This is a genomic window from Paenibacillus sp. Mc5Re-14, from assembly GCF_001049835.1.
Lineage (GTDB): Bacteria > Bacillota > Bacilli > Paenibacillales > Paenibacillaceae > Paenibacillus > Paenibacillus polymyxa_C.
Window position 1 is genome coordinate 1,700,997 of the sequence record NZ_CVPD01000001.1, and the last position, 23,317, is coordinate 1,724,313.

Annotated in this window: 24 protein-coding genes; 8 read left to right on the forward strand and 16 right to left on the reverse strand. The window is 46.1% G+C overall.

Translation table 11 applies throughout. From position 1 onward, the window contains the following. Nucleotides 1–83: 83 nt before the first annotated feature. From BN1546_RS07730 to BN1546_RS07775, 9 genes are all read right to left on the reverse strand, one after another. A complete protein-coding gene (locus BN1546_RS07730) occupies nucleotides 84–1,676 on the reverse strand; it encodes a glycoside hydrolase family 32 protein (protein ID WP_090736937.1) in 1,593 nt (530 codons plus the stop codon). 105 nt (nucleotides 1,677–1,781) lie between these two features. Beyond that, nucleotides 1,782–3,281, reverse strand: coding sequence for a glycoside hydrolase family 68 protein (locus tag BN1546_RS07735; RefSeq protein ID WP_025676055.1), 1,500 nt, complete (start codon nucleotides 3,279–3,281; stop codon nucleotides 1,782–1,784). Nucleotides 3,282–3,890: 609 nt separating this feature from the next. Next, nucleotides 3,891–5,405, reverse strand: coding sequence for an MDR family MFS transporter (locus BN1546_RS07745; protein ID WP_090736939.1), 1,515 nt, complete (start codon nucleotides 5,403–5,405; stop codon nucleotides 3,891–3,893). Between the two features lie 173 nt (nucleotides 5,406–5,578). Further along, nucleotides 5,579–7,138 carry an ABC transporter ATP-binding protein gene (locus BN1546_RS07750; RefSeq protein WP_090736941.1) on the reverse strand — a complete coding sequence of 520 codons (1,560 nt, stop codon included), beginning with the start codon at nucleotides 7,136–7,138 and terminating at the stop codon, nucleotides 5,579–5,581. A gap of 54 nt (nucleotides 7,139–7,192) precedes the next feature. Then, nucleotides 7,193–7,780, reverse strand: coding sequence for an ECF transporter S component (locus BN1546_RS07755; protein WP_013369365.1), 588 nt, complete (start codon nucleotides 7,778–7,780; stop codon nucleotides 7,193–7,195). Nucleotides 7,781–7,943: 163 nt separating this feature from the next. Next, complete coding sequence (locus BN1546_RS07760; RefSeq protein WP_090736943.1) at nucleotides 7,944–8,699, reverse strand: energy-coupling factor transporter transmembrane component T family protein; 756 nt, start codon at nucleotides 8,697–8,699, stop codon at nucleotides 7,944–7,946. After that, nucleotides 8,683–9,279, reverse strand: coding sequence for a GNAT family N-acetyltransferase (locus BN1546_RS07765; protein ID WP_040102156.1), 597 nt, complete (start codon nucleotides 9,277–9,279; stop codon nucleotides 8,683–8,685). The genes BN1546_RS07760 and BN1546_RS07765 overlap by 17 nt, the downstream gene beginning before the upstream one ends. A 194-nt stretch (nucleotides 9,280–9,473) precedes the next feature. Continuing rightward, nucleotides 9,474–9,779, reverse strand: a complete 306-nt coding sequence (locus BN1546_RS07770) for a hypothetical protein (protein WP_090736945.1) — start codon at nucleotides 9,777–9,779, stop codon at nucleotides 9,474–9,476. A 110-nt stretch (nucleotides 9,780–9,889) separates the two neighbouring features. Next, nucleotides 9,890–10,897, reverse strand: coding sequence for a hypothetical protein (locus tag BN1546_RS07775; RefSeq protein ID WP_090736947.1), 1,008 nt, complete (start codon nucleotides 10,895–10,897; stop codon nucleotides 9,890–9,892). 176 nt (nucleotides 10,898–11,073) lie between these two features. On the opposite strand from BN1546_RS07775, the gene BN1546_RS07780 reads away from it, so the two are divergent. Together BN1546_RS07780 and BN1546_RS07785 are read left to right on the forward strand one after the other, a co-directional pair. Further along, nucleotides 11,074–11,553, forward strand: a complete 480-nt coding sequence (locus BN1546_RS07780) for a GAF domain-containing protein (protein WP_013369361.1) — start codon at nucleotides 11,074–11,076, stop codon at nucleotides 11,551–11,553. Between the two features lie 90 nt (nucleotides 11,554–11,643). Next, nucleotides 11,644–12,120 (forward strand): hypothetical protein, encoded by a 477-nt coding sequence (locus BN1546_RS07785; protein WP_013369360.1) that lies wholly within the window; start codon nucleotides 11,644–11,646, stop codon nucleotides 12,118–12,120. A gap of 95 nt (nucleotides 12,121–12,215) precedes the next feature. Here BN1546_RS07785 and BN1546_RS07790 read toward each other — a convergent pair whose 3' ends face one another. From BN1546_RS07790 to BN1546_RS07800, 3 genes are all read right to left on the reverse strand, one after another. Further along, nucleotides 12,216–12,980, reverse strand: coding sequence for a MerR family transcriptional regulator (locus tag BN1546_RS07790; protein ID WP_013369359.1), 765 nt, complete (start codon nucleotides 12,978–12,980; stop codon nucleotides 12,216–12,218). A 241-nt stretch (nucleotides 12,981–13,221) separates the two neighbouring features. Then, nucleotides 13,222–13,593: a MerR family transcriptional regulator gene (locus tag BN1546_RS07795; RefSeq protein WP_090736949.1), complete on the reverse strand. Its 372-nt coding sequence runs from the start codon at nucleotides 13,591–13,593 to the stop codon at nucleotides 13,222–13,224. A gap of 114 nt (nucleotides 13,594–13,707) precedes the next feature. Further along, nucleotides 13,708–14,622, reverse strand: a complete 915-nt coding sequence (locus tag BN1546_RS07800; RefSeq protein WP_090736951.1) for a transcriptional regulator — start codon at nucleotides 14,620–14,622, stop codon at nucleotides 13,708–13,710. 250 nt (nucleotides 14,623–14,872) lie between these two features. Here BN1546_RS07800 and BN1546_RS07805 point away from each other — a divergent pair, with 250 nt between their 5' ends. Both BN1546_RS07805 and BN1546_RS27060 read left to right on the forward strand, forming a co-directional pair. Next, the gene (locus BN1546_RS07805; protein WP_013369356.1) at nucleotides 14,873–15,337 is read left to right on the forward strand and encodes an AbrB/MazE/SpoVT family DNA-binding domain-containing protein; all 465 of its coding nucleotides are present in this window, start codon (nucleotides 14,873–14,875) and stop codon (nucleotides 15,335–15,337) included. Between the two features lie 417 nt (nucleotides 15,338–15,754). Further along, nucleotides 15,755–16,324 carry a hypothetical protein gene (locus BN1546_RS27060; protein WP_141651586.1) on the forward strand — a complete coding sequence of 190 codons (570 nt, stop codon included), beginning with the start codon at nucleotides 15,755–15,757 and terminating at the stop codon, nucleotides 16,322–16,324. A 135-nt stretch (nucleotides 16,325–16,459) separates the two neighbouring features. Here the strand turns inward: BN1546_RS27060 and BN1546_RS07815 are convergent, their stop codons facing one another. Then, on the reverse strand, nucleotides 16,460–17,026 hold the full coding sequence (locus BN1546_RS07815; RefSeq protein ID WP_090736955.1) for an NAD(P)H-dependent oxidoreductase: 567 nt from the start codon (nucleotides 17,024–17,026) through the stop codon (nucleotides 16,460–16,462). Nucleotides 17,027–17,448: 422 nt separating this feature from the next. Here BN1546_RS07815 and BN1546_RS07820 point away from each other — a divergent pair, with 422 nt between their 5' ends. The 4 genes from BN1546_RS07820 (at nucleotide 17,449) to BN1546_RS07835 (ending at nucleotide 19,998) form a co-directional block, all read left to right on the forward strand. Next, entirely contained in the window at nucleotides 17,449–18,360 is a 912-nt protein-coding gene (locus BN1546_RS07820; RefSeq protein ID WP_090736957.1) for a helix-turn-helix transcriptional regulator, read from the forward strand. A gap of 88 nt (nucleotides 18,361–18,448) precedes the next feature. After that, nucleotides 18,449–18,799 (forward strand): nuclear transport factor 2 family protein, encoded by a 351-nt coding sequence (locus BN1546_RS07825; RefSeq protein ID WP_090736960.1) that lies wholly within the window; start codon nucleotides 18,449–18,451, stop codon nucleotides 18,797–18,799. A 32-nt stretch (nucleotides 18,800–18,831) separates the two neighbouring features. Next, a complete protein-coding gene (locus BN1546_RS07830) occupies nucleotides 18,832–19,119 on the forward strand; it encodes a DUF1330 domain-containing protein (RefSeq protein WP_090736961.1) in 288 nt (95 codons plus the stop codon). 84 nt (nucleotides 19,120–19,203) lie between these two features. Then, a complete protein-coding gene (locus BN1546_RS07835) occupies nucleotides 19,204–19,998 on the forward strand; it encodes an SDR family oxidoreductase (RefSeq protein WP_090736963.1) in 795 nt (264 codons plus the stop codon). Nucleotides 19,999–20,155: 157 nt separating this feature from the next. Here BN1546_RS07835 and BN1546_RS07840 read toward each other — a convergent pair whose 3' ends face one another. From BN1546_RS07840 to BN1546_RS07850, 3 genes are read right to left on the reverse strand one after another with little or no spacing between them, the layout of a single operon-like run. After that, a complete protein-coding gene (locus tag BN1546_RS07840) occupies nucleotides 20,156–21,574 on the reverse strand; it encodes an aldehyde dehydrogenase family protein (protein WP_090736965.1) in 1,419 nt (472 codons plus the stop codon). A gap of 43 nt (nucleotides 21,575–21,617) precedes the next feature. Then, nucleotides 21,618–22,046, reverse strand: a complete 429-nt coding sequence (locus BN1546_RS07845) for a universal stress protein (RefSeq protein WP_013369348.1) — start codon at nucleotides 22,044–22,046, stop codon at nucleotides 21,618–21,620. Nucleotides 22,047–22,073: 27 nt separating this feature from the next. Then, nucleotides 22,074–23,285 (reverse strand): MFS transporter, encoded by a 1,212-nt coding sequence (locus tag BN1546_RS07850; RefSeq protein ID WP_090736967.1) that lies wholly within the window; start codon nucleotides 23,283–23,285, stop codon nucleotides 22,074–22,076. Nucleotides 23,286–23,317 lie beyond the last annotated feature (32 nt).

Below are 23,317 nucleotides of genomic sequence, written 5' to 3' on the forward strand. Positions count from 1 at the left end.
AAACGAACAATCTTATAGCTGTGCTAAACGAAAATTTAGATTTACACAGAAAAGTCCACCCTTATATTCATGGGTGGACTTTTTTAATGACTAAAATGTTTGATTACTACATTATTAAATATAGCCTTACCGCCATCTGAAAAAAGAGTAATTCCCTGATCCTCTAAGCGTGGAAATATTAAGGAGGAATAAGCTACTTCTCCATCATCTACAAAGACTTCGATGCTGGTTTTATCGACGAGAATCTTCAAGTGGACATTTTTCTTGTTGATATCAAAAGGCGCCTTACTCTCTACATATTTTCCACTCTGATCCGGCTGCCCGGTGTTCGCTCTGTTTACATAAGAGTATTGACCCTCCACCGAAACACCCACATCTACATGACGCTTGCCATCCGCAGACTCTCGAAGCCTCAATCCTGTATTTTTGATCGTTGACCAAGATACATCCGCCTCTAACTGATAGGCATCACCTGCTACCGGAAGCGTGTGAGTCCCCGCTACTTGGATCTGCCCCAATGATTTCGTTGCAACGGGGAACTGCTCCAAAGCTGGTACAGGCTGTGAAACCAAGCGATAGCCGACATCAGATGTACGCTTCAACCGAATTTGGCGAACAACCGAATCCATTCCATTAAAGCCTTCTTTCAGGGTAGGCGTGTTATTGGCATAATCCCAATTGTTCATCCAGGCCAGCGCATAACGGTGACTGTATTGGTCTTTGGCTTTGCCATCCTCGAACGTAACCGCACCATACCAGTCAAAGCCATAATCCAGCCAATCAGGATCATTGCGATCAGGGAGAAATGCTTCTCCATTAAAATCTCCTATCCAATAGGCATACGTGTTAGGCCCGCCGGTTGGTTTACTATTGGCGCTCGCGCCCAGAATCCATTGATGGGTCCCATCATCCGCGCGCATCTGATAAAGGTCAGGACATTCCACAAGCCCGATATTTTCCGTTTGAAAGCCACTCGTAAACTGCCAATCCTTTAAATTTTTAGACTTATAAAAGCCAATCTTCGTTCCCTCTGCCATGACCATCACCCATTGATTACGCCCAGTATCCCGGACGATTTTGGGATCTCTGAAATCCTTCGTACCAGGGTTGGACATCACAGGCTTGTTGCGGTAAGAAGTAAACGTCTTGCCTTTATCCTTACTGTACCACAGAAATTGTTCCTGCTTTCCTCCATCTGCGGAGGGCTGTGTGACAATGGCTACAAGTGCGCCTTTTCCAAAACCAGCGGTGCCATGATCGTCGATCACGACCGAACCGGACCAAGGATCTCCATTCGGGTTTGTATATTTGGGAATCGCCACCCCTTCATCTTTCCAATGAACCAGATCGGTCGATGTTGCATGGCGCCATTCTGTACCGTTCTTATGAGGGTAATCACGATTATATAAATAGTAATAATGATATTTTCCATCCATATAAATCGGCCGCTGCGGATCATTTTTCCACTTATCCGGAACGGTAAAATGGTAGGCTGCCCGGTAGGTCGGTGTTGAATGCTTACTTTGATTCGCTTGATTTTTTGGAGTTGCAGCAGGTTTAGGGGGTTTGACAGCATCCTGTTGGTACATATTCCATCCCATAGCTATGAATATCGTTAAGCCTGTGATGACTACTACGGATCGTATCCAAATGTTCTTGGGAGCTTTTTTTCTCATTATGACGATCCTCCTTACTTCATTGCATCGTTATGTATCGTCCGACGGACGACAGATCGGGTTGCTACCGACTGCCGCCTTCGGACATACTGCTTAAATACCTACTTATTTCTTTCCGTACTCATTTTGGTGTTCTTTTTTGTCATTCGCTGGATCAATCGTGATTTGCCCTTGTTCCAGAATACCGTTTTTCACAACAGAAGTTTTCGAACCTTTAATATTCAGCAGGAAGCTTGGTGCAAAAGTAGATTTGTGATCCGGGAAAAGCCCACGATTGGTCATATAACTCGAAACGACTACGTTATTACCTTTGCCTTGCGGGATAGCAAAATGGGCATACGTCCAGGTAATATCATCACGATCCAGATCCTGATGAAGAACGAGACCGGTTCCATTCAACGGTTTATAAGGCCCTGTCAAGGAAGTAGAAACATAACCCAGCATGTAAATATCATCGTCACCGATCGCATCTACAGTCACCTTAGAACCTCTTGTACTCGTAAATAAATACCACAAACCGTTCATTTTGAACACATTCGCCCGTTCAATTTCATCTGTTACCAGATTGGATGCAATCAAAGGAGGCATTACATTTTTCAACGTATAATCATCATTCAATTCAACGATGCCCAGTGCGCCGTTCGCTAGCTCAGCTCCCTTTTTCTTAGGACTTTGCAGCAGGTTTTGTTGCTCTTCCTTGAAGAAATTCTTATTGCCGCCATAATAAGCTGGGTTTTGAATCGAATCTTCGCCCTGATAGCCTGTCTCTGTTCCTGTGTTGGCTTCAAATATAATATATTTGTGACCTTGATCCTCGACATAGTGAGGGTCTCGAAGAGTATGATTATCCATATCTATTCCGACGCTTTGCTGTACATTTTGATAGGTTTTCCCATCTCCACCGTCATAGATCGATTTCAAATCCTCGACTCCATCTACTTTCAGTGTCTTATCATCAGGCTGAGAGACATTAATTTGAGCCGTGCTCAAGGTTTGCTTGCCGTATAATTTGTTATTTGGGTCATAAGGCTGTCTGCTGGTATAGAATAAACGTACATGTCCATCAGAGGTTAAGGTAGCTGAGCCGGACCATTCTTCTGACTGATTTTTGAGAATCGGATCGTTGGAGAGCAGTTTATCATTGTCTTTAAATACTCTACCAGCATTTTTCCAGCCGCTCAGTGAAGTATCACCCGCTTTTTGATAGAACAGATAAATAAATGTATCCTCGCCTCTTTTAGGATCGCCTGCCAATCCAAAAACGATATTATATCCCTTGTAATTAGCCACTGTGCCATCGGCATTTTGTAACGGCCAGCTGTCCCAGACATCCAGATCAATCTGCTTGCCTGAGCTATCGTGACCAATAGCAGAAGGAATATTTTTAATTGTAGAGGCATCGAAGGACGGAACCTCATATTTCTCTTTACCTTGCTGTTTGAAAATATTCAACATGTCACTACGCGTAATTTGGGTAAATGCACTGTCTGCTTTGGAATCTGCCTCGTCATTTCCCTTTGCAAAAGCCTGAACGCCGCCTCCTAACAGTAAGGTAGTTGCTACTGTTGCAGTGGCTGCTTTACTAAACCATTTGTTAAACTTCAAGTACTCCATCTCCCTTAATCTGATTATGATTTCTAGATTTGAAACCCAACTTTTTGGTTGGTAGGGCCATTTTATATGGTATGTCAAACGATTGATATAGACTGAAAATCCCTATTATGTGAGGGAAGAAAACAGATTCCTCTATAAATTTCATCCTCATATTTTCCTAGTAATTTTCTGAAAATCCCTGTTTTTTCATTCTTATTACATTCAGAAAAATTTGTTACTTGATTTTTTTTCGTATCCCATTTTGCTTGGTTGGTTGCTTCATTCACATGCAAAATCGTTCTTAAATAAATCATACAAAGCCCGATTTGGAAGCGGGTTCAAAAAAATGGTTCCTTAGTACTGTACGGCTCAATACAGAAACAAATTTTTAGTTACAATTTTTTAAGACTTTTTTACCATTTCGTTACCTATTCGATATGAATATATCGCAATCTCTAGGGGGTTTTATTTTCTTTTTTATATACTGGGGAATTTATCGGTCCTATACGAGGTGGCTATTTTGCTGAATCAGTAGGAGGAGAGACCTTAGCATAAAGAAACAGCCCGGCCCCTTATTGGTGTACCGGACTGTCTCTTATAATGAAAGAAGTATATTATTTTTTATGCGTGTTCTCTTTGTGGTGCCTTTATACGCTGATCTGCCTCTTCTTCCGTACCCGGTGGGCGGTTCCGCAAGCCGAGGACAACAAACCAGCTAATCACTGCAATAACGACCATGATCACGAACAAGGAATGCAGACTGTTTTCCAGTACAGACCGGAGTAATCCGGCAACCTTGTCACTTAGACTCTGTGAAGCATGCGGGGCCAGCAGACCATTGATATCCTCCTGCGTAACCCCTTGCTGAGTGAGCTGTCCGTCCGCTGTCTGGGCAGCAATGCGATAATTCAGCCATGAACCGAAGGCTGCAACCCCAATTGTTTGTCCCAACGTGCGCAGGAACGTATTCAAGGCTGTAGATGCGCCACGCAGCTGGAATCCGACCGAGGACTGAGCAATAATCGTGAACACGGTCATCGAGAAGCCGAATCCCAGTCCATACAATAATGTAGACAAGAACAGCAGCCAGATCGGAGCCGTTAGGTCCATCAAGGTCATGACGAAAGCTCCCAATACAATCAGGGTCAGCCCGATCAAAGAGGTTCGACGCGAGCCCAGCGTCAGCAAAATGCGTCCACCGATCATGGAGCCGAACAACCAACCTACCGACATTGGGGCCAGCGCCAGACCAGATGAAGCGGCATCTCCACCGTGTACGCCCTGAATCCATAGTGGAAGATAACTAGTCAGCCCGATTAGCAGGGTACTGACGAGTAGTGCAGCGGCACAGGAAAAAGCAATATCCCGTATCCGAAACAGCTTCAGAGGGACCATCGGTTCCTGAGCGCGCTTTTCGATAACCAAAAACAAAACCAGGAACAAAATGGCCACCGCAGCCAAGGCCAGCAATTCAGGAGAAGTCCAGTCGATATACTGTCCCCCCAGGGCCAATACGAGCAAGAGTGCCGTCATCCCGATGGTAAAGGTAACTGCTCCCGCCACGTCGATACGTGCGGTACGCTTGCTTACCTGTTCCCGCAGGTAACGGGCGATGAAGAACATAGCCAGAAATCCAAAGGGAACGTTAAAGCCAAAAATCCATTCCCAGCCAAAATAGGTGACCACGTAACCGCCCAAGAGAGGCCCGACAAGGGAAGAAATCCCCCATACCGAGCTGATCATGCCTTGGACTTTACCACGTTCCTCCATTTTGTATATATCACCGATAATGGTAAAGGTAACAGGAATGACACCGCCTGCTCCAATCCCTTGAATAGCCCGGTATAAAATAAGCTGCTCCATACTACCAGCCAGCATACAAAGCAAAGAACCAAGTACAAATAACGAGCACCCAATTAGAAAAATGGGTTTTCGGCCAAACAAATCGCTAAGTTTGCCGAAAATAGGCGTGGTTACAGCCATCGTCAGCAAATATGCCGTAAAAATCCAGCTGAGCAAACTCACACTGCCCAGTTCACTCACAATTGTCGGTCCTGCTGGACCGATAACCGTTCCTTCAATCGCGGCCAGAAAGGTGGCCAATAGAACACCTGTCAGCACGAGCCCGCGCTTCATAGGTTTATCGTTTCCCAAGCAAATCACAAATCCTTTCCTTGTAAATACTGTGTTGTATCTGTACGGTTTTCCTTCCAAGCTTAGATGATTACCCGCACTGCATAATCGTAAACAGGCGGCCTATATAGGCCGCCTGTTGTGTACGATGTATATATATTATTGTCTACATATCCTTAATTTTTGTCAACTGTAATCGTATGATAACTCCCGCTATCTTCCGTTTTATAGAGATACCCCTCTTCCATACGAAGAACATGGCTGGCAAAGCGTTCAGCTATCTGTATATCATGGGTAATGATTAGAAATGCCGCGCCTTCAGCAGCCTGCTCTGTACACATACGGAGCAGGCTATTCGCCCCTTCGTAATCCGTTCCCGCAGTTGGCTCATCCAAAATGTAAAGCTTTTTGGGTAGGATAAACTGTGCCGCAACGCTCAAAAGCCTTTTTTCGCCTCCACTTAGCAGGTACGGTGAGGCCTCCAGCCTGTGGCCCAGCCTGGCGGCTGCCAGTAAGCGATGCGCTCGTTCCTCATAGGCGGCGGGAATCGGATCTCCGATCCGTAGACCAAGCTTGGCCCGCACACTGTACAAGCATTCTTCCCACACCGTTGCAGCTGCAAACTGATGCTCTGGTTGCTGGAACACATATCCAATCCCCGCAGCCAGTCGGTGAATAGGCAGCTTCGACATATCCTGCCCCTCCCACCACATGCATCCCTTCGGTGCGGGGAGTAGACCCATAAGCAGCTTGCCCAGCGTGGTTTTGCCAGAGCCGTTCTCGCCCAGCATTACGGCTCGTTCGCCAGGCGCAAGGGCAAGACTCACGCCCTTGAGCGCCGGGCGCTGGCTGCCGGGGTAGGTGAAGGGCAATCCCTTCACCTCCAGCAACGGCTGCCCAGCGCAGTTAGCCGCCGAGCCGGAATTCACCCCCGGCTCACGCGGCATGTCTTCCCTCCCTGCGGAAGAGGGGAGCAGCCCCCAGGCTGCCAGCTGCGCCCCATGCTCGCGCAGCAGCTCTTCGGGCGGACCTTGCAGCAGCATAGTCCCGCCCTTCAGCACGATGACGCGCTGTGCTGCACGCGCGCCATCATCTATACGGCCGGACGCAGTGATCACCGTCCGGCCTGCGGCATGAAGCCGCCGACATAGCAGGACGAAGTCCCGTACAGCCGGCGGGTCCAACTGCGCAGCTGCGTCGTCGAACACGACCAGCGGCGCTTCCAGCGCCAGCACCGCAGCAATGGCGGTGCGTTGGCGCTGGCCTCCCGAGAGGCGCCGCACGAAGGAGCCGCGCTCGGATGCCAGGCCGACGGCCTCCAGTGCAGCAGCAAGGCGCTGCTCTATTTCTGCCGGAGGCACGCGCAGGTTCTCCGGTCCAAAAGCAATTTCGTCTTCGACGATTCCCTGCACTAGCTGAGCATCCGGGTCCTGAAGCACGACGCCGACAGTGGTGGCGACCGTAGCCAATTCAGCGGTGTCGGGGTCCATCCCGTACACGGTCAGCTCTCCCGTCCGTTCACCCTCGCCAGAACGGGACAACCCGCCATGAAGCAGCTGGCACAGCGTAGACTTTCCACTTCCGCTAGCTCCAACAATGGCTACATGCTCGCCCACCGCAATGTCCAGCGTCAGACCATGTAACGCTGGCTCCACCTGGTCATCATACCGATAGCCAAAATTCCTCAAGGAAACAGCCACTCTATTCTCAGAAGCATGATCACTACGTTCATTCATAACCGAAATACCCTCGATCCCTATTGTTCAAGCTATAGCCATGCATAGCCTTGGTTATGCACGTGAAGCGCGTCCCAGTTCAAAGCGTTTTAACAGCCCCGTTCCATTTAAGGCATCGCCCAGTACTTTCGTCAGCAGACCACACAGGACAATGCCGCTCAGGATACGAACGACCAGTGCAATCGTCAGCACCTTCCATCCCCAATGCATATAGCCAAACATATTGGCTGCCACGATAAACCACAGCGGAACCATGGCTCCGCCCGCCAGCATCAGTGAAACTGTGTTCCAGCGGCGATATCGCAAAAGAGCAAATACCAGTTCCGCCACAACCATATAGCAGACAGCCGCCGCGATGATAGACGCAATTCCATAGGCAGAGCCCATAAAAGACTGCACTACTGCGCCAAAGGCATAAGCAATTACCGCCGTACCTGGCTTACGAATAATATAATAGGCCAGCAAACCATATATCATGTACAGCCCGACGATAGCGGAAGTTGCAATAGGCCCTCCCAGACTGTTTAACGTTTTGTTAATCATCGACAAATACACAGTCATGACGCCGTTCAACGTAGCCAGCATGGCCATTAACACGATATCCAGCGTTGTAAACTTGGCAAAAATACGAGATTCTTTCATATATATTTCTTGACTCCTCTCCATAATCTAGTATACAAGGTCATAGACTCTGGCCCTTGTACAAACTGTTACTGTATAAATGTATTCATCCGCTGTCTCATTGTCAACCTAATTTTATTTAACAAGTTGACAATGAGAGCAAAAAAAAGGGGCTGCTTCTTTATCATACCCACCATAAAACAGCCGTAGCGAATACAGCAATCACAGCATATACGTAGCCTAAACGCCCATTTTTCAGTGTACGAAGATACGTCCGTTCTGCATATGCGCCAAAACCTTTGCCCTCCATAGCCAGTGCTGTCTGCTGAACCCGTCTCACAGCATTCACCAACACAGCAGCCGCATACCCGCTCCACCATGATAACCGATTGCTCCATCCTCGTGGTGGCTCCTGTCCACGGACACGTCGTGCAGCCATAATTGTTCGCCCTTCTTCTTCCAATAAGGGTAGAAACGTCAACGCCACTGAAATACCGAACGCAAACCGATAAGGCACACGCAAGCGCAGATTCAAAGCCTGCACAAAATCTCGGGGATCGGTCGTCGAGAGATAGATATAGGATGCCAAAAACAATACAAAAATCCGCAGCGTTAATGCCCCCGCGATATCCAGTCCCTCAGCTGTAACCACAATGGGTCCCCATGAAGCCACTTCATGTCCTTCTCGAATCGCTAGGATAGACAGTATAAAATATGGAATCCCTAAACCAATCAGGAACGACATAGCGCGAAGTTGTCGTGCCAGGGTCAACCGTGCACCCAAGCCAGCCACAGCGATCAGTACCGCCAAGAGTACCGCTTCCCGTAGCGTCGAATCCCATGACATCGACAGAAGACTAAAGCATCCCACCCATATAAGCTTACTTAACGGTCCAAGCCTGTGCAGCGGCGACGAACCGCCGTTATACTGAAACAGCATTTCGTTGTACCTCCAGTCTGAGCCATTCTTCATGCAGTAATGAGTACATCAGCATATCCTTAAAACCTGTAGATGTATGCTGTACCTGCCGTAACAGCCCTTCCTGGGTCCAGCCCATCGAGGACAGCAGGGCTTGCGAGCCTGTATTGCGCGGGTCCACCAGCGCTTCGATCCGATTTAATCGGATCGTGCCATATCCGAATGAAAGCACCAAGCGAAGCGCCTCCGTCATATAGCCCTGTCGCCAATAAGGCTTGGCCAACTCATAGCCAATCTCGGCTTTATAAGCTCCCTCTGTCTGCCAATAATTAAAGCCGCAGCTTCCAATCAGCTTCCCGTTGTCCTTCAGCTCGATCCCCCAGCGCAGCGCATCCTCCGTCTTCGCCAGCTCATTCAACAGCCCAATCATATCCTCAGCATCCTCACGTCCTGACATACCGGAAAGATTCATATAACGGTGAACCTCCGGGTCAGACCAGCAAGCGAACATCGTAGCCGCATCCCGACTTTCCATCCTTCGCAGCCGAAGACGCGGGCTTTCCAGCAGTGGTATATGCCCCTTACATGCATATGCACACATGTTCCATCATCCTTCCAGCATCAAAATACAACAAATATACGCTACATTTAAGCATACACCTCCAACAAACACAACCTCCTTTAAAATTGGACAAGCTTTATCCATGAAAAATAGCCCTCCACTTCCTAAATCAGGATTGAAGAGGACTACATTCAACTTGATGAGACTTTTTATGGCACTAACTGTGATTACTTTTACGAAGAGGCACGGGTAGTGATATGCGCTGGATTTTTCACAACATCCTCGTACAATACGCCCAGCATCGACTGTATTTCCTGCAACTCCTCGATCCCTGCGCCGGTAAGGCTGAACATATCATCATGCGGTGTCAGAAAGTTTTCCTGTGTCAGGTTTTCCAGTTCCTGCTTGACCTCTCGTTCACCTACACGGTACCCGCGTTCTTCGAGCAACGGTTGTACATCACTCACCGTCAAATCGTTCTGCTGTGCGTAAGAAAGCATCTGTATACGGATAAACAAGTTCTGAACATCTGCATGCATCGTTTTAGCTCCTCCCTGGCCTAGGCCAACAATATTATACTGTTTTTACCCTTTGGAGGACAGCTGGAAACAGATGAGGGATAACCTTTGCAGAGAATTGCTCTCTATTATTACTTAAATCCCAGTTCATAAAATTGACCCTTTGAATTAAAGGTACCGATTAGAGATGGAGATCCACTTTTCGTAAAATGCACGACAGCCGTCAACTTGGGATCTAGTTTTGCTTTATAGCCCGTCAGGTCAACCTTCAGAAGCTCCTTGGATTGCCCAGCTGCATTTTTCAGCAGTTGAGCCTCGCTGTATGATTTCATTTTTTTGTAGGCTTCTTTATAATTGGCAACCGGGTCCTGCAATTCATATGCCGCAACCTTGATTACTTTATTCGTACCTTTTTCGACATTAACAAACACAGGATCAGTACCAAACATCAGGTTATACACGGTCTTTCCATTCTCAGTGATCAGCTGGGTTGGTTCATTCAACGCTCCCTGTTTCACGCCCTCCAGACCAGCGAAGACACCGCTTGCCGCCTTCAGTGCGTTTTCATCTATCTCCTGCTTGGCAAGCATCTTTACTGTTCGCAGCACTTTACCCTCCCGCAGAATAATAATGTTATTATCGATTCTGGTATATAAATCTACTGCACCTTTAGGATACTCCGGGCTTTTATCCACTGAAATATTTACGTTTTCCGGTATTTTGCTTGCTTCCGGTTCCTGGAGAACGCTTTTCAATGCGGCTTGAAGTTGCTGTTTGTAGCTATCCTTGAGCTCTCCCCAGGATTGATCTACATATATACGTTCTAATTCACCCTTCTTGGTAACCATGACTTGACCGTGTTCCACACCTTTTATACTGAAATCCCAACCGTTCTCGTTACCCATACTCCATTTCTTTGCCCCACTAAACGTATAGCTTTTGCCTGTTGCTGCTTTTAAATGCTCTTGCGCCTTTTGTACAATTTTAGCATCCACTTCTTTTAGGGATGATGCTCCTGTTGCAGCTTGTGCAGGTTGGGTATTTTTCGTTGAAGCTCCATATACTGCCGATACCGGAACAGCCGTCAGAATCAAACTCGCCACCACCGCGGAGGTGAGTGTGTAATATACCTTTTTCATAATAAAAAACTCCTTTTCCCTTATTTTTTCTGTCCAGAGATTAGATTACGGAGACTAGCCAAAGGTTACAGGGAATTTTCCAGTTGACTGAATGTATACAATCGTTATATCTTAAATTAATTAACCGATGGTAAATGAGATTTGAGGAAAATTAATGTTAGGAGCGTGGACTCTACATGTTTCAAACTATCCCTTACGAAGGAACACGTCAGGAACAATTCGAATCCGTTCTCGGACAACTCCGGGCACTTGTTCACGATGAATCCAATAGGATTGCCAATTTAGCGAACGCTTCAGCGTTACTGGGTCACTTTCTTCCAGATGTGAACTGGAGTGGCTTCTATCTTTATGATGGGACTGAGCTTGTACTAGGTCCTTTCCAGGGTTTGCCTGCATGTATACGGATTCCACTGGGGCGCGGCGTTTGCGGTACCGCAGCAGCTGAACGGCGAACACTTGTCATTGACGATGTACATGCATTTCCAGGACATATCGCCTGCGACGCTGCCTCCAATAGCGAAATCGTTATCCCTCTAATCAAGAACGATGAGCTGATTGGGGTACTGGACATTGACAGCCCGCTAAAAAGCCGATTTGATCACGAAGATCGTGTATTCCTAGAGGAATTTACGGCTATTCTGGTATCCAGCCTGTAACCAAAAATTGTGCATATATATGCTCTTCCTTCGCCACAATATATGAGGGTCCTAAAACCTAAACTATCCGGCGAAGGAGATTGATGATCAATGTTCAACAACATGGCTCCGCAACAACAAATTCATCAATGTGAACAAATTATTCAGCAATTGGTACAACAAACACAGCAAGGAACCGCTATGTATCAACAGTTGCTGCAACAAGAGCAACAAAATGCATCCAGCCTTGAAAGCCTGATGCAACGTGAACGTAATGCGGCTCAAATGATCCAAACCGCAATCCAGGACCACCAAAAAGCTATGCAGCAATACCAACAAGTTATTCAACTGTGTAGTCAGCTGGAAAACACCATCCGCTCGAGCAACCAAATGACTCAACCTGGATTTGGCGATAACTATGCTTCCCGTAGTATGCAACCATCCGCCTTTAGTACAGGAAGCCACATGAATCACAACTTTCCGCAACATATGGGGACGACCGGACAACATTTTGCAGGCAGTAGTAACATGCAGCAGTTCGGAAACAGCAGTCAACAAGGCATGAGAACAGCACCAAGCGGCATGTAAGCTGCTTTACACAAAAAAGGGTGAACAGCAGGCCGTCGATTGGTTTGTTGTTCACCCTTTTTTCATATTACTTATAGCCCTTTCATCAGCTATTGCTAGGTTAATTCCCGCTTGGCCAGCTCCTTCATTCCGTCTCGCAAATACTCAGCCAGCCCAGGGTGATAGCCTTCATACATTTTACTGAAATCCTCATGTTCTACATACAAGTCTCCCAGCCCGCTATAAATTTCTGCTGTAGGGGTATAAAATCGGCTTACCCATTGAAGATGACGGCGGATCAGCGCCTGTACTTCTACACTGTTATGCTTCAATCCCTTATTCATGGCTTCAGCCAACTCCCGATGAATCTGATCTGCCTCTGCCTGCGAATCCAAATAATCCTCTTTGCTCCAGTTCGTCGTCGCAGTCTTACTCTCCTGAACCTTCTCTTCGACCTGTGAACCATAACGTTCCGTCAGATCACGTTCATACATTTCTTGTTTTTCCGGGTTAAACCCTTGGTACATTTGCTCTGGTTCCATCGTTTGTTCTCCTTTCAAATGAGCCACCGTTTCGTCGATGGTCTGAAGGAGAGTATGCAAGCGGAAGACCTTGGCCTCAATATTGGCTCGATGCACCTGCAAAACCTCAGCCTTTTGTTCCTTGGTTTGCTCCAGCACATTGCCAATTTCGGATAAAGGCAAATCCAGTTCCCTGTACACCATGATTTGCTGAAGCCTCAACAGTTGTTCCTGTTCGTAATAGCGATATCCATTATTTCCGATATGATGTGGTTTCAGCAATCCAATTTCATCATAATAATGCAAAGTTCGAACGCTGATTCCCGACAGATTAGATACTTCCTTAACCGTATAAGCCATTCCGCTTCACCTCCCTTGCTTTCACAGTCTACAGCCTCACGTGGCGTGAGAGTCAATACCCCCACTTCCCCACCTTGGTACTACACTTTTACCCTGTAAGCACATTGTGAACCGCCTAATTGCCAACGACTTTTCATACTTGCGACCTACAGCAGGTATCTTTAGATATCTATGCAAAAAAAAGCCCTACAGCGTATTTCAAATAGGCTGGGGGCTTCATATATTCAATTCGATCTGGCTACTAAGAGAAGCTTTTTCCCATGACCACATGATCGTAGTAAGCGATCTTTTGAATAATTTTCTCCAAATTGTGTTGCGTTTGTGCCATATGTTCTTCCACTTTCTTTTTGTGAGCAACCAGGAAATCTCTTCGCTCTTGGATCGTGGCTTCTCCTTTTATATTTAGCTCAAGGTATGCCTTAATTTCTTCAATGGTCATTCCTGTGTCTTTCATAGCCATAAGGAACCTGATCCAATCCATTTGTTTCTCGGTATATACCCTTCTCCCACCTTCATCCCGACCGACATCAGGTAGAATGCCCTCTTTTTCATAATAACGAAGGGTAGATGCTGGCAATCCGCTCCTGATTTCAACTTCTTTAATGGAGTACATGGTTGATCCCCTCCTCGTTCTTGTATTTTCGCTTCAAGTCAGCTGTAACGATAAGTATAAGTTTTCATAGAAAAGAGTGCAAAATTAGGATTTCCCTATTCACAAACTGAACAGCTAGCTCTCTCCCTGTCCTTCCCCTCGCAATTTTCCAATATAACTCCTTACATTCTCCTCCGGATGGCTCACTTCCCATTGATCCAACAGCCGATTGACCTCCTCATCCTGAGAATTCAACTGGTAATAAAATATGGCCGCTCGTAATTGGTGGTGCTCTTCGACAGGTTCATCATCAGGCCAGTGGTACTCTTGCTTGCCGTTCTCATCGGTAGTCCCTATCGCTCCGTCCAGTAACGGAGAGCGGCCTTCTAGGCCTTCACCACGGGCAATGGCTTTGAGAAAATCGGCATGTCTCATGGCAACATCAGGCGAACAACGGTGCAAATTCTCGAAAATATCAAAGGCATCAATCGGATCGTATTCCAGATTCTCAAGGAAATGCCTTTGCAGCAACGCGGCAACTTTCTTATTGCCCGTCAGTCCGGACAGAAAATAGAATGTAGGCATTTGTGCCTCATAACGAAAATCGTCGACATGGCTGATAATATCGTCCACAATCTGGTCGGTCTGAAGGCCTTCACGGGCTAACCGAGTTAGTATCCGCACCGCCTTATACTGCGTCCAATCGTACACCCCGAACGCCACCTCATACAGCATGGGAATCGCCTTTTCCCTGTAATTGTAGATAATCTCAAAAATAGCATCCTGTTGAATGTGCAGCCAGTCACCCAAACCTTCGTACTTGCCCGCCAAACTCTCTGGCTTCTGCAACTCAGTCCCGAAAAAATAACGCGGGAATAGAGGCAATGCCTCTTCTCCCAGCATAGCAGCCGAATTTTTCGCCTCGGCGGTGAACTGCTCTGGCTGATCTACTAATCCGCCAACCTTTATAATGGCTGCAGGAATAGCAGTGTCCAAATTGATTGCCACCACAGTTTTTTTATTTTTCTTCCAAAACTGAAATATTCTCATATGTAATTTTCACAGCCCCTTAACGTATATTACTAAAAATTTCTTTGCCAACTAGAATATTGATTCTGAATATATATCGGCAATCCCCTATAATTCCTCAACACGTTTTCCACCATTAAACAAACATATTATGGGAATTACTTGTATACTTTTCAACAGTTTACTTAATATATGCGATTGCTTCTCTAAGCCTATTCTTTTTTATCATAATTATTTAGTATTATAAGGATATAAAAAAGGAGGTTATCATTTGAAAAGTACAGGTATGACACGTCCCCTAGATGCGTTAGGCCGTATCGTCATTCCCAAAGAAATGCGAATTTCTATGGATTTTAATGTGGGTGATCCTGTTGAGATTTTCGCAGATGAGGAAACTGGTATTCTCGCCTTTCGAAAATATACCGGGGTGACGTGTAAAATGTGTGGTTCAGCAGAACAATTGACTTATTTTAGAGACAGTTTTATTTGTAAAGAATGTATTGAAAGTTTAAAGAAGGGGTTAAATTTCAGTCCTGTCCTGAGACCAGCCAAATCAGCTTTAGCCAACGGACAACGGTCGAATAAAGAGCCCAAACGTCTACGGCGATCAACACAGCAGATGATTGAAAGTCTCAAAGAATTAATGCAAAAGCAGCCCAATGCAGCACAGCACGAATATGCCAAAATGCTTGAGGTTTCCCAAGCCCGTATATCCCAGCTCAAAAAATTGCTATAACTACAGCTTGCTATCCTACATAGGTATACACCAGAGATTTCATCATGTACAGCTAATTTTGAACCGTGATACGCAGCATCATAGCTAACCGACAAAACGCATATGCGAAAATTCAATACTAGGTATAAAGAACCACTGGATGAATTGCAAGCGATTATGCCTTATTTAAGAAGACAATGCCAATTAATAGTAACGCCTAAATTAAACGAAATGACCTTCTCTATGTAAAGAAGGTCATTTCGTTTATTTATTCATTTTAATGTTATTTCCAATCATCCAAATGCTTTACCCGTAAAGGTATGCTTTTTGGGGACATTGAGTTTTAAAAAAAATATCTTAAAGGAACATTGCCCATTCCAACAAGTACGTTTGCACATATGATGTCACAAAATTCAATCTAAAGGAGAGATACACACCTTGTCAAAACATTCTTCTAATCGTTCGATGGGACCGGTTGGTTTTTTTCCAACCACTACTGAAGTGAGTAATTTTGTTAATTTATGGGGGATATTTACTGTGAATGGTCAACAGATTGTTGCTTTCGTAAAAAGTGTAGATCCCGTAAATAAATCAATGTTAGTGCTATATCCTAACGGTACACAGTCTTATATTGACGTTACTCAAATCAGTCAGGCACAAGGTCCGTATCCAAGTATGCCTTCTGTTGCAGGACAAAGCGGTGGCCAAGGTGGTGGATCGCATTGGCAGCCTCATGGGCAGGGCGGCAGTCAAGGTGGTGGGTCGCATTGGCAGCCTCATGGGCAAGGCGGCAGCCAGGGCGGTGGGTCGCAATGGTGGCCTCCTCATGGGCAAGGCGGCGGCCAGGGCGGTGGGTCGCAGTGGTGGCCTCCCCATGGGCAAGGTGGCGGTCAGAGCGGTGGGTCGCAGTGGTGGCCTCCTCATGGGCAAGGTGGCGGTCAGGGAAGCGGGTCACAATGGCCCTCCAGAGGATCTCATAGTGCTAATCGGAAAAATCGGAAAAACTAATACCCATCCCTTAGTGTAGCAAATTGATGCTTGCCATGAGCGAGTGTTGATTGGAACACATTCAATATTGCACCGAGCAAAAAGGCAACGCCTCCAGATGCACGCGTTGCCTTCTTTCCTGAGAACACATTTTCATTAAGCCTTGCTGGCCATGTCTGCAATCTGGTAAAGCCAATCTTTACGTGTACCTTCATCGGATTGGGGTACCGACTCGAAAAATAGATGATACATAACGTCAAGTCCGCAATATTCAAATATACCTTTATCGGACGTCAAGCGAAGTGCTTGATCCATGCCATTGCTGGCATATTCCGCATGTGATTTCCCTTGTGTGTTGAGGATGATGGCCTTCTTCCCCTTGAGCAGTCCCATCTGCACCCCGTTTACATATTTGTAAGCAAATCCGTAAGAGAATACGCGGTCAATATACCCTTTCATTATGGCTGGCATCCCCGTCCACCAAATAGGATAAATAAAGGTGATCACCTCTGCCCATTGCAAAAACTGCTGTTCCCGCACAATATCTTCTCCGATTCCTCCAATAATCTCGCTACTGCTGACTACAGGTTGAAAGCCGATATCATACAGATCACGAACCACCACATCATGTCCTTTTTGCTTTAGCCCCTCCACTGCAGTGGTCAAAATTGCATGATTAAAGCTTCCCTCAGATGGATGCGCGTAAATAATAAGATGTTTCATCTTTTTCTCCTCCATTTACAAATAAAATGAGTGATTGATCAATTACTTGACTTTATACTTCTTCATCTAACTGAATCTTTATCAATCCATAGTTCCAATAAAGATGCGTTTAGTAAACTTGAAGCAGTATCTTGCTCATGAATGTTACCTCGTTGCTTGTTAATCAGTCAGTTAGTGATTGATCAATCACTAACTGACTGGCCTCAGTATAGTTTATTCCTTTTTATTTTGCAAGTGCTTTTGGTTCAACTTTATATAAAAGATTGTAAAAAGATCTGATCCAAGGCAGTGTTATTATCGCTGTCCAAAGAAAATAAAAGTCCCCCTGTTGATGCCCATTAGGGTGTGATGTAGAGCAATCACTTAATATGACTTTATAATGTCATGTTATAAGGTGTATGCTACCGAGTGAGGTGAAGCTTATGCCATTAAGCAGACATTTTGAAATCGTTTATATGTTACTCCATAAGAAAAAAGTGACTGCTGATGAATTGGCAGAGCATTTTGAGGTTTCCACACGAACAATTTATCGGGACATAGATGCCTTAAGCGCAGCTGGGATTCCCATCTACAGCAGTAGAGGCAAGGGTGGCGGAATATCATTGATGGAGGGTTATGTCTTTAACACCTCTTTACTGTCCGAGCAGGAACAAGATGATATCTTAATGGCCCTTCAGAGTGTGGCTACAGCTACCATCCCACAGGTAGAAGAAGTGCTAAACAAGTTGAGTAGGCTTTTTAAAAAAGAAATGGGAAACTGGATCGAAGTAGATTTTTCGCCATGGGGAAGCCAAAACAGCCAGAGACAGCTATTCACTCTTATACGCAACGCAATAATCACAAACCGTGTTATAAAGTTCCGCTATTATAACGTCGCCGGGGAACAGAGTTATCGTAGCGTCGAACCTGCCAAGCTCTTGTTTAAAGATAAATCCTGGTATGTGGAGGGTTACTGTTTAAATACCGAAAGTTATCGTGTATTTAAGATTAGCCGAATGAAAGAGATTGTAGTTACGGAAATTAGTTATGAGCCAAGAACAGTCGTGGCATCTACAGATACAAAGATGAACGACTTGCTTCATACCATTGAAGTAACTCTTCACATTTCTGCTCAAGGAGCTTACCGCGTATATGATGAATTTGCCGAGAAAACAATTACTCAGAGGGAAGACGGCTCTTATATCGTCACGGCACAATTTCCTGTAGGCAATTGGTTGGACAGTTATCTGCTATCCTTTGGTCCCCTCCTTATAGAGGTTAGCCCCGAACAAGTACGTACAAGAATATTGTCTCATTTAGAAACGATGAAAAGAAATTTAAATGATCCTCTATAATATGACATCATGTAGTCATATTATTACTGCTATGATGAGTTTGAAGTTATCGCTCACCACATACTCACCATAGGAGGTTGAAGAATCAATGAATTCACATAGATCCATGCCACCAGCAGTAGAAACTTACTTTACATCAGCGAACAAATCCCGGCTTGAAGCATTTACTTCCGCTTTCGATAAAGATGCGTTGATCTTGGATAACCATCGCGAAATCAAAGGTATGGAAGCCATAAAATCATGGTGTGAAGCAGAAATATTGGAGCCGAATGTCACCTTCGAGATCGTGGATATGGATGACATTAATAATACCATCGTCATAATTGCGAAAGTAGACGGAGACTTTGATAAATCGAATCTTCCCGACCCACTCCTACTTAAACATCAATTTCTAGTAAACAACAATAAAATTAAAGAACTGATTATTACACTTCCATAAAGAAATTAAAAAATAAGAAAGGGAAAACGTATATGCCCGCTTATGTTGTTTTTATACGTGAACAGAGTACCGATCAAACTGAACTCCAACTCTATTCTCAGTTGGCACCGGCAGGTTTGGCGGGACATTCCGTCAAACCCCTAGCAATGTATGGCGCATACCAGGTCCTCGAAGGACCCGATATTGAAGGGCTGGCCATCTTGGAATTCCCCACTTTTGAGGAAGCACAAGCTTGGTACTTTAGTCCAGCCTATCAAAAAGCCCTAAGGCATCGACTACGCGGAGGGCGGTACCGGGGTATCATTGTCGATAGTGTGTAAGGTTCGCAAAACAAGTGAACTCGGAGTGAAGATACCTAGAGGTAGTTCTCAACCACATTGTCAAAATTAGGAGAAATTATTCACATGAGTTTTCAATTAGAAAGCATTTTAAGTGAGTTTAAAGGCAAAAGGGCCTTGGTCACAGGCGGTACCCAAGGAATGGGAGAGGCTATTGCTAAGAGACTTACGGCTGCAGGTGCTACTGTAATTACTACGGCTCGAACTACTCCAGTTAATTTAGAAAATCCGGATCTATTTATTCCAGCCGATATTAGTACGCCTGAAGGTGTAGATAAAGTGGTAACCAGCGTTCTTGAGCGCCTAGGCGATGTAGATATTCTTGTCAACAATGTTGGAGGCTCGTCAGCCCCATCCGGGGGAGCTCTTGTCTTGACGGACGAGCATTGGCAGCAAACTTTTAACGCCAATCTGTTTGCTGCCGTTCGTTTAGACCGTGGACTGCTGCCGGCTATGGTGGAAAAGGGTTCAGGTGTTATTATTCATATTTCATCCATTCAACGTCGCTTGCCTCTATATGATGCAACATTGGCTTATGCTACGGCTAAAGCAGCTTTAACTACTTACAGCAAAGGATTATCCAAGCAGTTTTCGCCTCAAGGCATTCGTATTAATACAGTTGCGCCAGGCTTTATCGAAACGAAGGCAGCACAAAGATTGATTGATCGGATGGCTGAGACGACAGGCGACCGAGAAAGTGCATTAAAGCAACTAATGGACTCGTTGGGAGGAATTCCAATTGGTCGTCCAGGACTACCAGAAGAAGTCGCTGAGCTTGTTGCTTTTCTGGTATCCGACCGGGCCGCTTCTATTACAGGAAGTGAATATAATATTGACGGTGGAACAGTTCCAACGGTCTAAAACTCAAGCTAAATACGCTTTAACCAAATATTTTTCAGTCTAACACTTTATTTTCATCTGGCATTCGCGCAAATAATGAGAAAAAAAGCCCATCTAATGAGCAGACATACGTAAAACGTATTATCTATGTCCATCAGATAGGCTTCTATATAGCTATTTACCGTTTAATAACGATCAGCTTGGTTTCCAACATTTCTTCCATAGCGTACTTTACACCTTCGCGTCCGGTGCCACTTTGCTTCACACCGCCATACGGCATATGGTCAACACGGAAGCTTGGTATGTCATTGATCATCACGCCTCCAACCTCAAGCTTGTCCGCTGCATCCAGCGCGGTCGTGATATTACGTGTGTAAATTCCCGCCTGTAAGCCATAAATTGAATTATTCACATGATTCACAGCCTCATCTACAGAGCTAACGGAATGAATCAGCACAAGTGGGGCAAACACTTCGCGACAGGATACCTTGGAAGTCGGGTCCACATCGAGCAATACGGTTGGCTCCAGAATCCCTCCTTCAGCATGGCCACTCAGAGCGATCCTCGCACCTGCTTGGACCGCTTCCTCCAGCCACTCACGAACACGCCCGACATCCTTGGCTGAGATGAGCGCCGATACGTCCGTGTCCGGGTCTAGCGGATCTCCAATTTTTAAACGTTGAGTCGCTTCTACAAATCGGGATACAAATGTACCATACAGCTCATCGACAACGTAAATACGTTGAACCGAGATACATACCTGCCCCTGATTGGCAAAGGCTCCACTTACACAACGGTCGATGACCACGTCCACATCCGTATCACGGTCGATAATAACGGCCGCGTTGGAACCCAGCTCCAGCGTGACCCGCTTCAAGCCAGCCTTGGAGCGAATTTCTGTACCGACCGCCGGACTACCGGTAAAAGTGATATAGCTAACGCGCGGATCAGTGACCAGTACGTCGCCAATGGTTTTACCATCGCCGCTGATCACGTTAAGAGCACCCGCAGGCAACCCGGCCTGCTCCAGCAGTTCCGCGATCAAGTAAGCCGACAGCGGTGTCTGCTCCGCAGGCTTCAATACGACCGTATTGCCTGCTGCCAGCGCAGGGCCCACTTTATGAGCGACCAGGTTCATCGGGAAGTTAAATGGTGTAATAGCTCCTACTACCCCGACAGGTTCTTTAAGCGTGTAGGCCATTCGGCCCTCACCGCCCGGTGCTGCATCCAGCGGAATGGTTTCCCCGTGAATGCGCTTGGCTTCTTCGGCTGCGAACTTGTAGGTTTGCACGGTCCGATCAACTTCCGCGAGCGCAGCCTTCCATGGCTTGGACGCTTCGCGTGCAATAATACGTGCTGCATCCTCACGCCGCTCTTCCAGCAGGTCAGCCAGCTTCTCCAAAATAGCTGACCGCTGGTGCGCTGGCATGGCCCGCATCTCTGCACGTGCATCAGATGCGGCCTGAATAGCGGTCTTGGCATCCTCAGCACTGGCCTCTGCTACCTCAGCAATGACTTCCCCGGAATACGGTAATTTCAGTGTCGTATATGATGAAGCTACTTGCCATTCACCACCAATAAATAAATGCTGCTGCATGCTTTTTTCCTCCTTTTCTCTATATCAATGTTCCTTTTAACATCTATTTTACCGTCAGTACCGGACAAGGTGCATGCTGAATCACATGATGACTCACACTACCCAGGATCAGCTCTGAAACAAGTCCCTGTCCCCGTGTTCCCATAATGATCATATCCGCCTTTTCCTGCTTTGCACTCTCGCAAATAACACTCGCCGGATCACCATGACCCGCCAGCATACGGTACGAAATGCCCTCGTCCTTCAAATAGTCGGCTGCAGGCTCCAAAATATGACGGCCTTCCTCTTCGATCCGCTCATCCACATCAATCCCAACCGGGGGCTCATTCATGGATAAAGTCGGATTTACATGCAATACGGTCAGATGCAGGTTTCCCTGAAGCTGCTTGGACAACGTTTTGGCTGTCTCCAATGCCTTCATAGCGTGTTCCGAACCATCAATCGCGACCAGAATCTGTTTGAATTCGCTCATATTCTTTTCCTCCCCAGAAGTTCAATATTAGTGTGCATCTACCTGAATGTCCTGCATATGTCGACGACGTACGATCAGCACAGCTACACCAATCAGTACCATCAATGCTCCAAAATAAAACGGAGTTTCTGCTGAGTACCACTCTGACAACTTCCCTGCAAGCCACGGTGAAATGGCCCCGCCCAAAAAGCGCATGAAGCTGTAAGCCGCAGATGCTGTGGAGCGCTCCACTGGAGCAGCCTGCATAACAGCGGTTGTAATCAATGTATTGTTAATTCCCAGAAAAATACCAGCCACAATAACCGCTACAATGACAGTCGCTGGCGAACCTGCTAAAGTCCCAATCGCCATGACACCTAAATCAATAGCGAACAATGTCAGCATGATACTAATGGAAGATACCACGCTCAAGCGTGCTTGAATCTTTGGAGCCACAAACACCGAGGTAAAGGCCAGCATAATTCCCCAACCAAAAAACACGTAACCCAAACCATGCTCGTCTAAATGCATTACATATGGAGAATACGCCATCAACGTAAAGAATCCAAAGTTATATAACAATGCGACAATGCCGAGCGTGAACAAGGCAGGATAACTTAGCGCTTTGAACGGATCGGCAATGGAACCACGTTTTTTGGGCTTTGGAATCGAAGGCAGCATAAACGTAATGAACAAAAATCCCACTACCATCAGTCCGGCTACACCGAAAAACGGACCACGCCAGGAAATGGAGCCTAACTCACCGCCCAGCAGCGGACCCACTGAAATCCCGAGGCCCAAGGCCGCTTCATATAAAATAATTGCTTTAGCTGTTCCAGAAGTAGACAGACCTACAATCGCAGACAGCGCTGTTGCGATAAACAAAGCGTTCCCCAAACCCCAGCCTGCTCGGTAGCCTACAATTCCGCCAACCGTATTGGCCGTGCCGCCCAATCCGGCAAACACAATAATAAATAAAATCCCGGTTAGTAGCGTCCATTTGACACCCAATCGACTTGATACGACGCCCGTAATCAGCATCGCAACGCCTGTCACCAGATTATAGCTGGTAAACAGCAATGACACTTGGCTTTTCGTAGCATGAAGCTGATCGGCAATGGCCGGAAGAATCGGATCGACTAATCCCAGACCCATAAATGAAATAACACAAGCAAAGGCGACCGCCCATACGGCTTTAGGTTGAGACAGCAAGCCTGAGCGTTCTTTTAACTCTTCTGGTAATGCATGTTGTGAACTCATATTATGATGTTACCTCCACATCTGAATGTAAA

What these genes read in the sequence shown, in the direction of transcription:
- BN1546_RS07730 (WP_090736937.1), bottom strand. Translation starts at nt 1,676, where the DNA reads ATGAGAAAAAAAGCTCCCAAGAACATTTGGATACGATCCGTAGTAGTC.
- BN1546_RS07745 (WP_090736939.1), bottom strand. Translation starts at nt 5,405, where the DNA reads ATGAAGCGCGGGCTCGTGCTGACAGGTGTTCTATTGGCCACCTTTCTG.
- BN1546_RS07750 (WP_090736941.1), bottom strand. Translation starts at nt 7,138, where the DNA reads ATGAATGAACGTAGTGATCATGCTTCTGAGAATAGAGTGGCTGTTTCC.
- BN1546_RS07755 (WP_013369365.1), bottom strand. Translation starts at nt 7,780, where the DNA reads ATGAAAGAATCTCGTATTTTTGCCAAGTTTACAACGCTGGATATCGTG.
- BN1546_RS07760 (WP_090736943.1), bottom strand. Translation starts at nt 8,699, where the DNA reads ATGCTGTTTCAGTATAACGGCGGTTCGTCGCCGCTGCACAGGCTTGGA.
- BN1546_RS07765 (WP_040102156.1), bottom strand. Translation starts at nt 9,279, where the DNA reads ATGTGTGCATATGCATGTAAGGGGCATATACCACTGCTGGAAAGCCCG.
- BN1546_RS07770 (WP_090736945.1), bottom strand. Translation starts at nt 9,779, where the DNA reads ATGCATGCAGATGTTCAGAACTTGTTTATCCGTATACAGATGCTTTCT.
- BN1546_RS07775 (WP_090736947.1), bottom strand. Translation starts at nt 10,897, where the DNA reads ATGAAAAAGGTATATTACACACTCACCTCCGCGGTGGTGGCGAGTTTG.
- BN1546_RS07780 (WP_013369361.1), top strand. Translation starts at nt 11,074, where the DNA reads ATGTTTCAAACTATCCCTTACGAAGGAACACGTCAGGAACAATTCGAA.
- BN1546_RS07785 (WP_013369360.1), top strand. Translation starts at nt 11,644, where the DNA reads ATGTTCAACAACATGGCTCCGCAACAACAAATTCATCAATGTGAACAA.
- BN1546_RS07790 (WP_013369359.1), bottom strand. Translation starts at nt 12,980, where the DNA reads ATGGCTTATACGGTTAAGGAAGTATCTAATCTGTCGGGAATCAGCGTT.
- BN1546_RS07795 (WP_090736949.1), bottom strand. Translation starts at nt 13,593, where the DNA reads ATGTACTCCATTAAAGAAGTTGAAATCAGGAGCGGATTGCCAGCATCT.
- BN1546_RS07800 (WP_090736951.1), bottom strand. Translation starts at nt 14,622, where the DNA reads ATGAGAATATTTCAGTTTTGGAAGAAAAATAAAAAAACTGTGGTGGCA.
- BN1546_RS07815 (WP_090736955.1), bottom strand. Translation starts at nt 17,026, where the DNA reads ATGAAACATCTTATTATTTACGCGCATCCATCTGAGGGAAGCTTTAAT.
- BN1546_RS07820 (WP_090736957.1), top strand. Translation starts at nt 17,449, where the DNA reads ATGCCATTAAGCAGACATTTTGAAATCGTTTATATGTTACTCCATAAG.
- BN1546_RS07825 (WP_090736960.1), top strand. Translation starts at nt 18,449, where the DNA reads ATGAATTCACATAGATCCATGCCACCAGCAGTAGAAACTTACTTTACA.
- BN1546_RS07830 (WP_090736961.1), top strand. Translation starts at nt 18,832, where the DNA reads ATGCCCGCTTATGTTGTTTTTATACGTGAACAGAGTACCGATCAAACT.
- BN1546_RS07835 (WP_090736963.1), top strand. Translation starts at nt 19,204, where the DNA reads ATGAGTTTTCAATTAGAAAGCATTTTAAGTGAGTTTAAAGGCAAAAGG.
- BN1546_RS07840 (WP_090736965.1), bottom strand. Translation starts at nt 21,574, where the DNA reads ATGCAGCAGCATTTATTTATTGGTGGTGAATGGCAAGTAGCTTCATCA.
- BN1546_RS07845 (WP_013369348.1), bottom strand. Translation starts at nt 22,046, where the DNA reads ATGAGCGAATTCAAACAGATTCTGGTCGCGATTGATGGTTCGGAACAC.
- BN1546_RS07850 (WP_090736967.1), bottom strand. Translation starts at nt 23,285, where the DNA reads ATGAGTTCACAACATGCATTACCAGAAGAGTTAAAAGAACGCTCAGGC.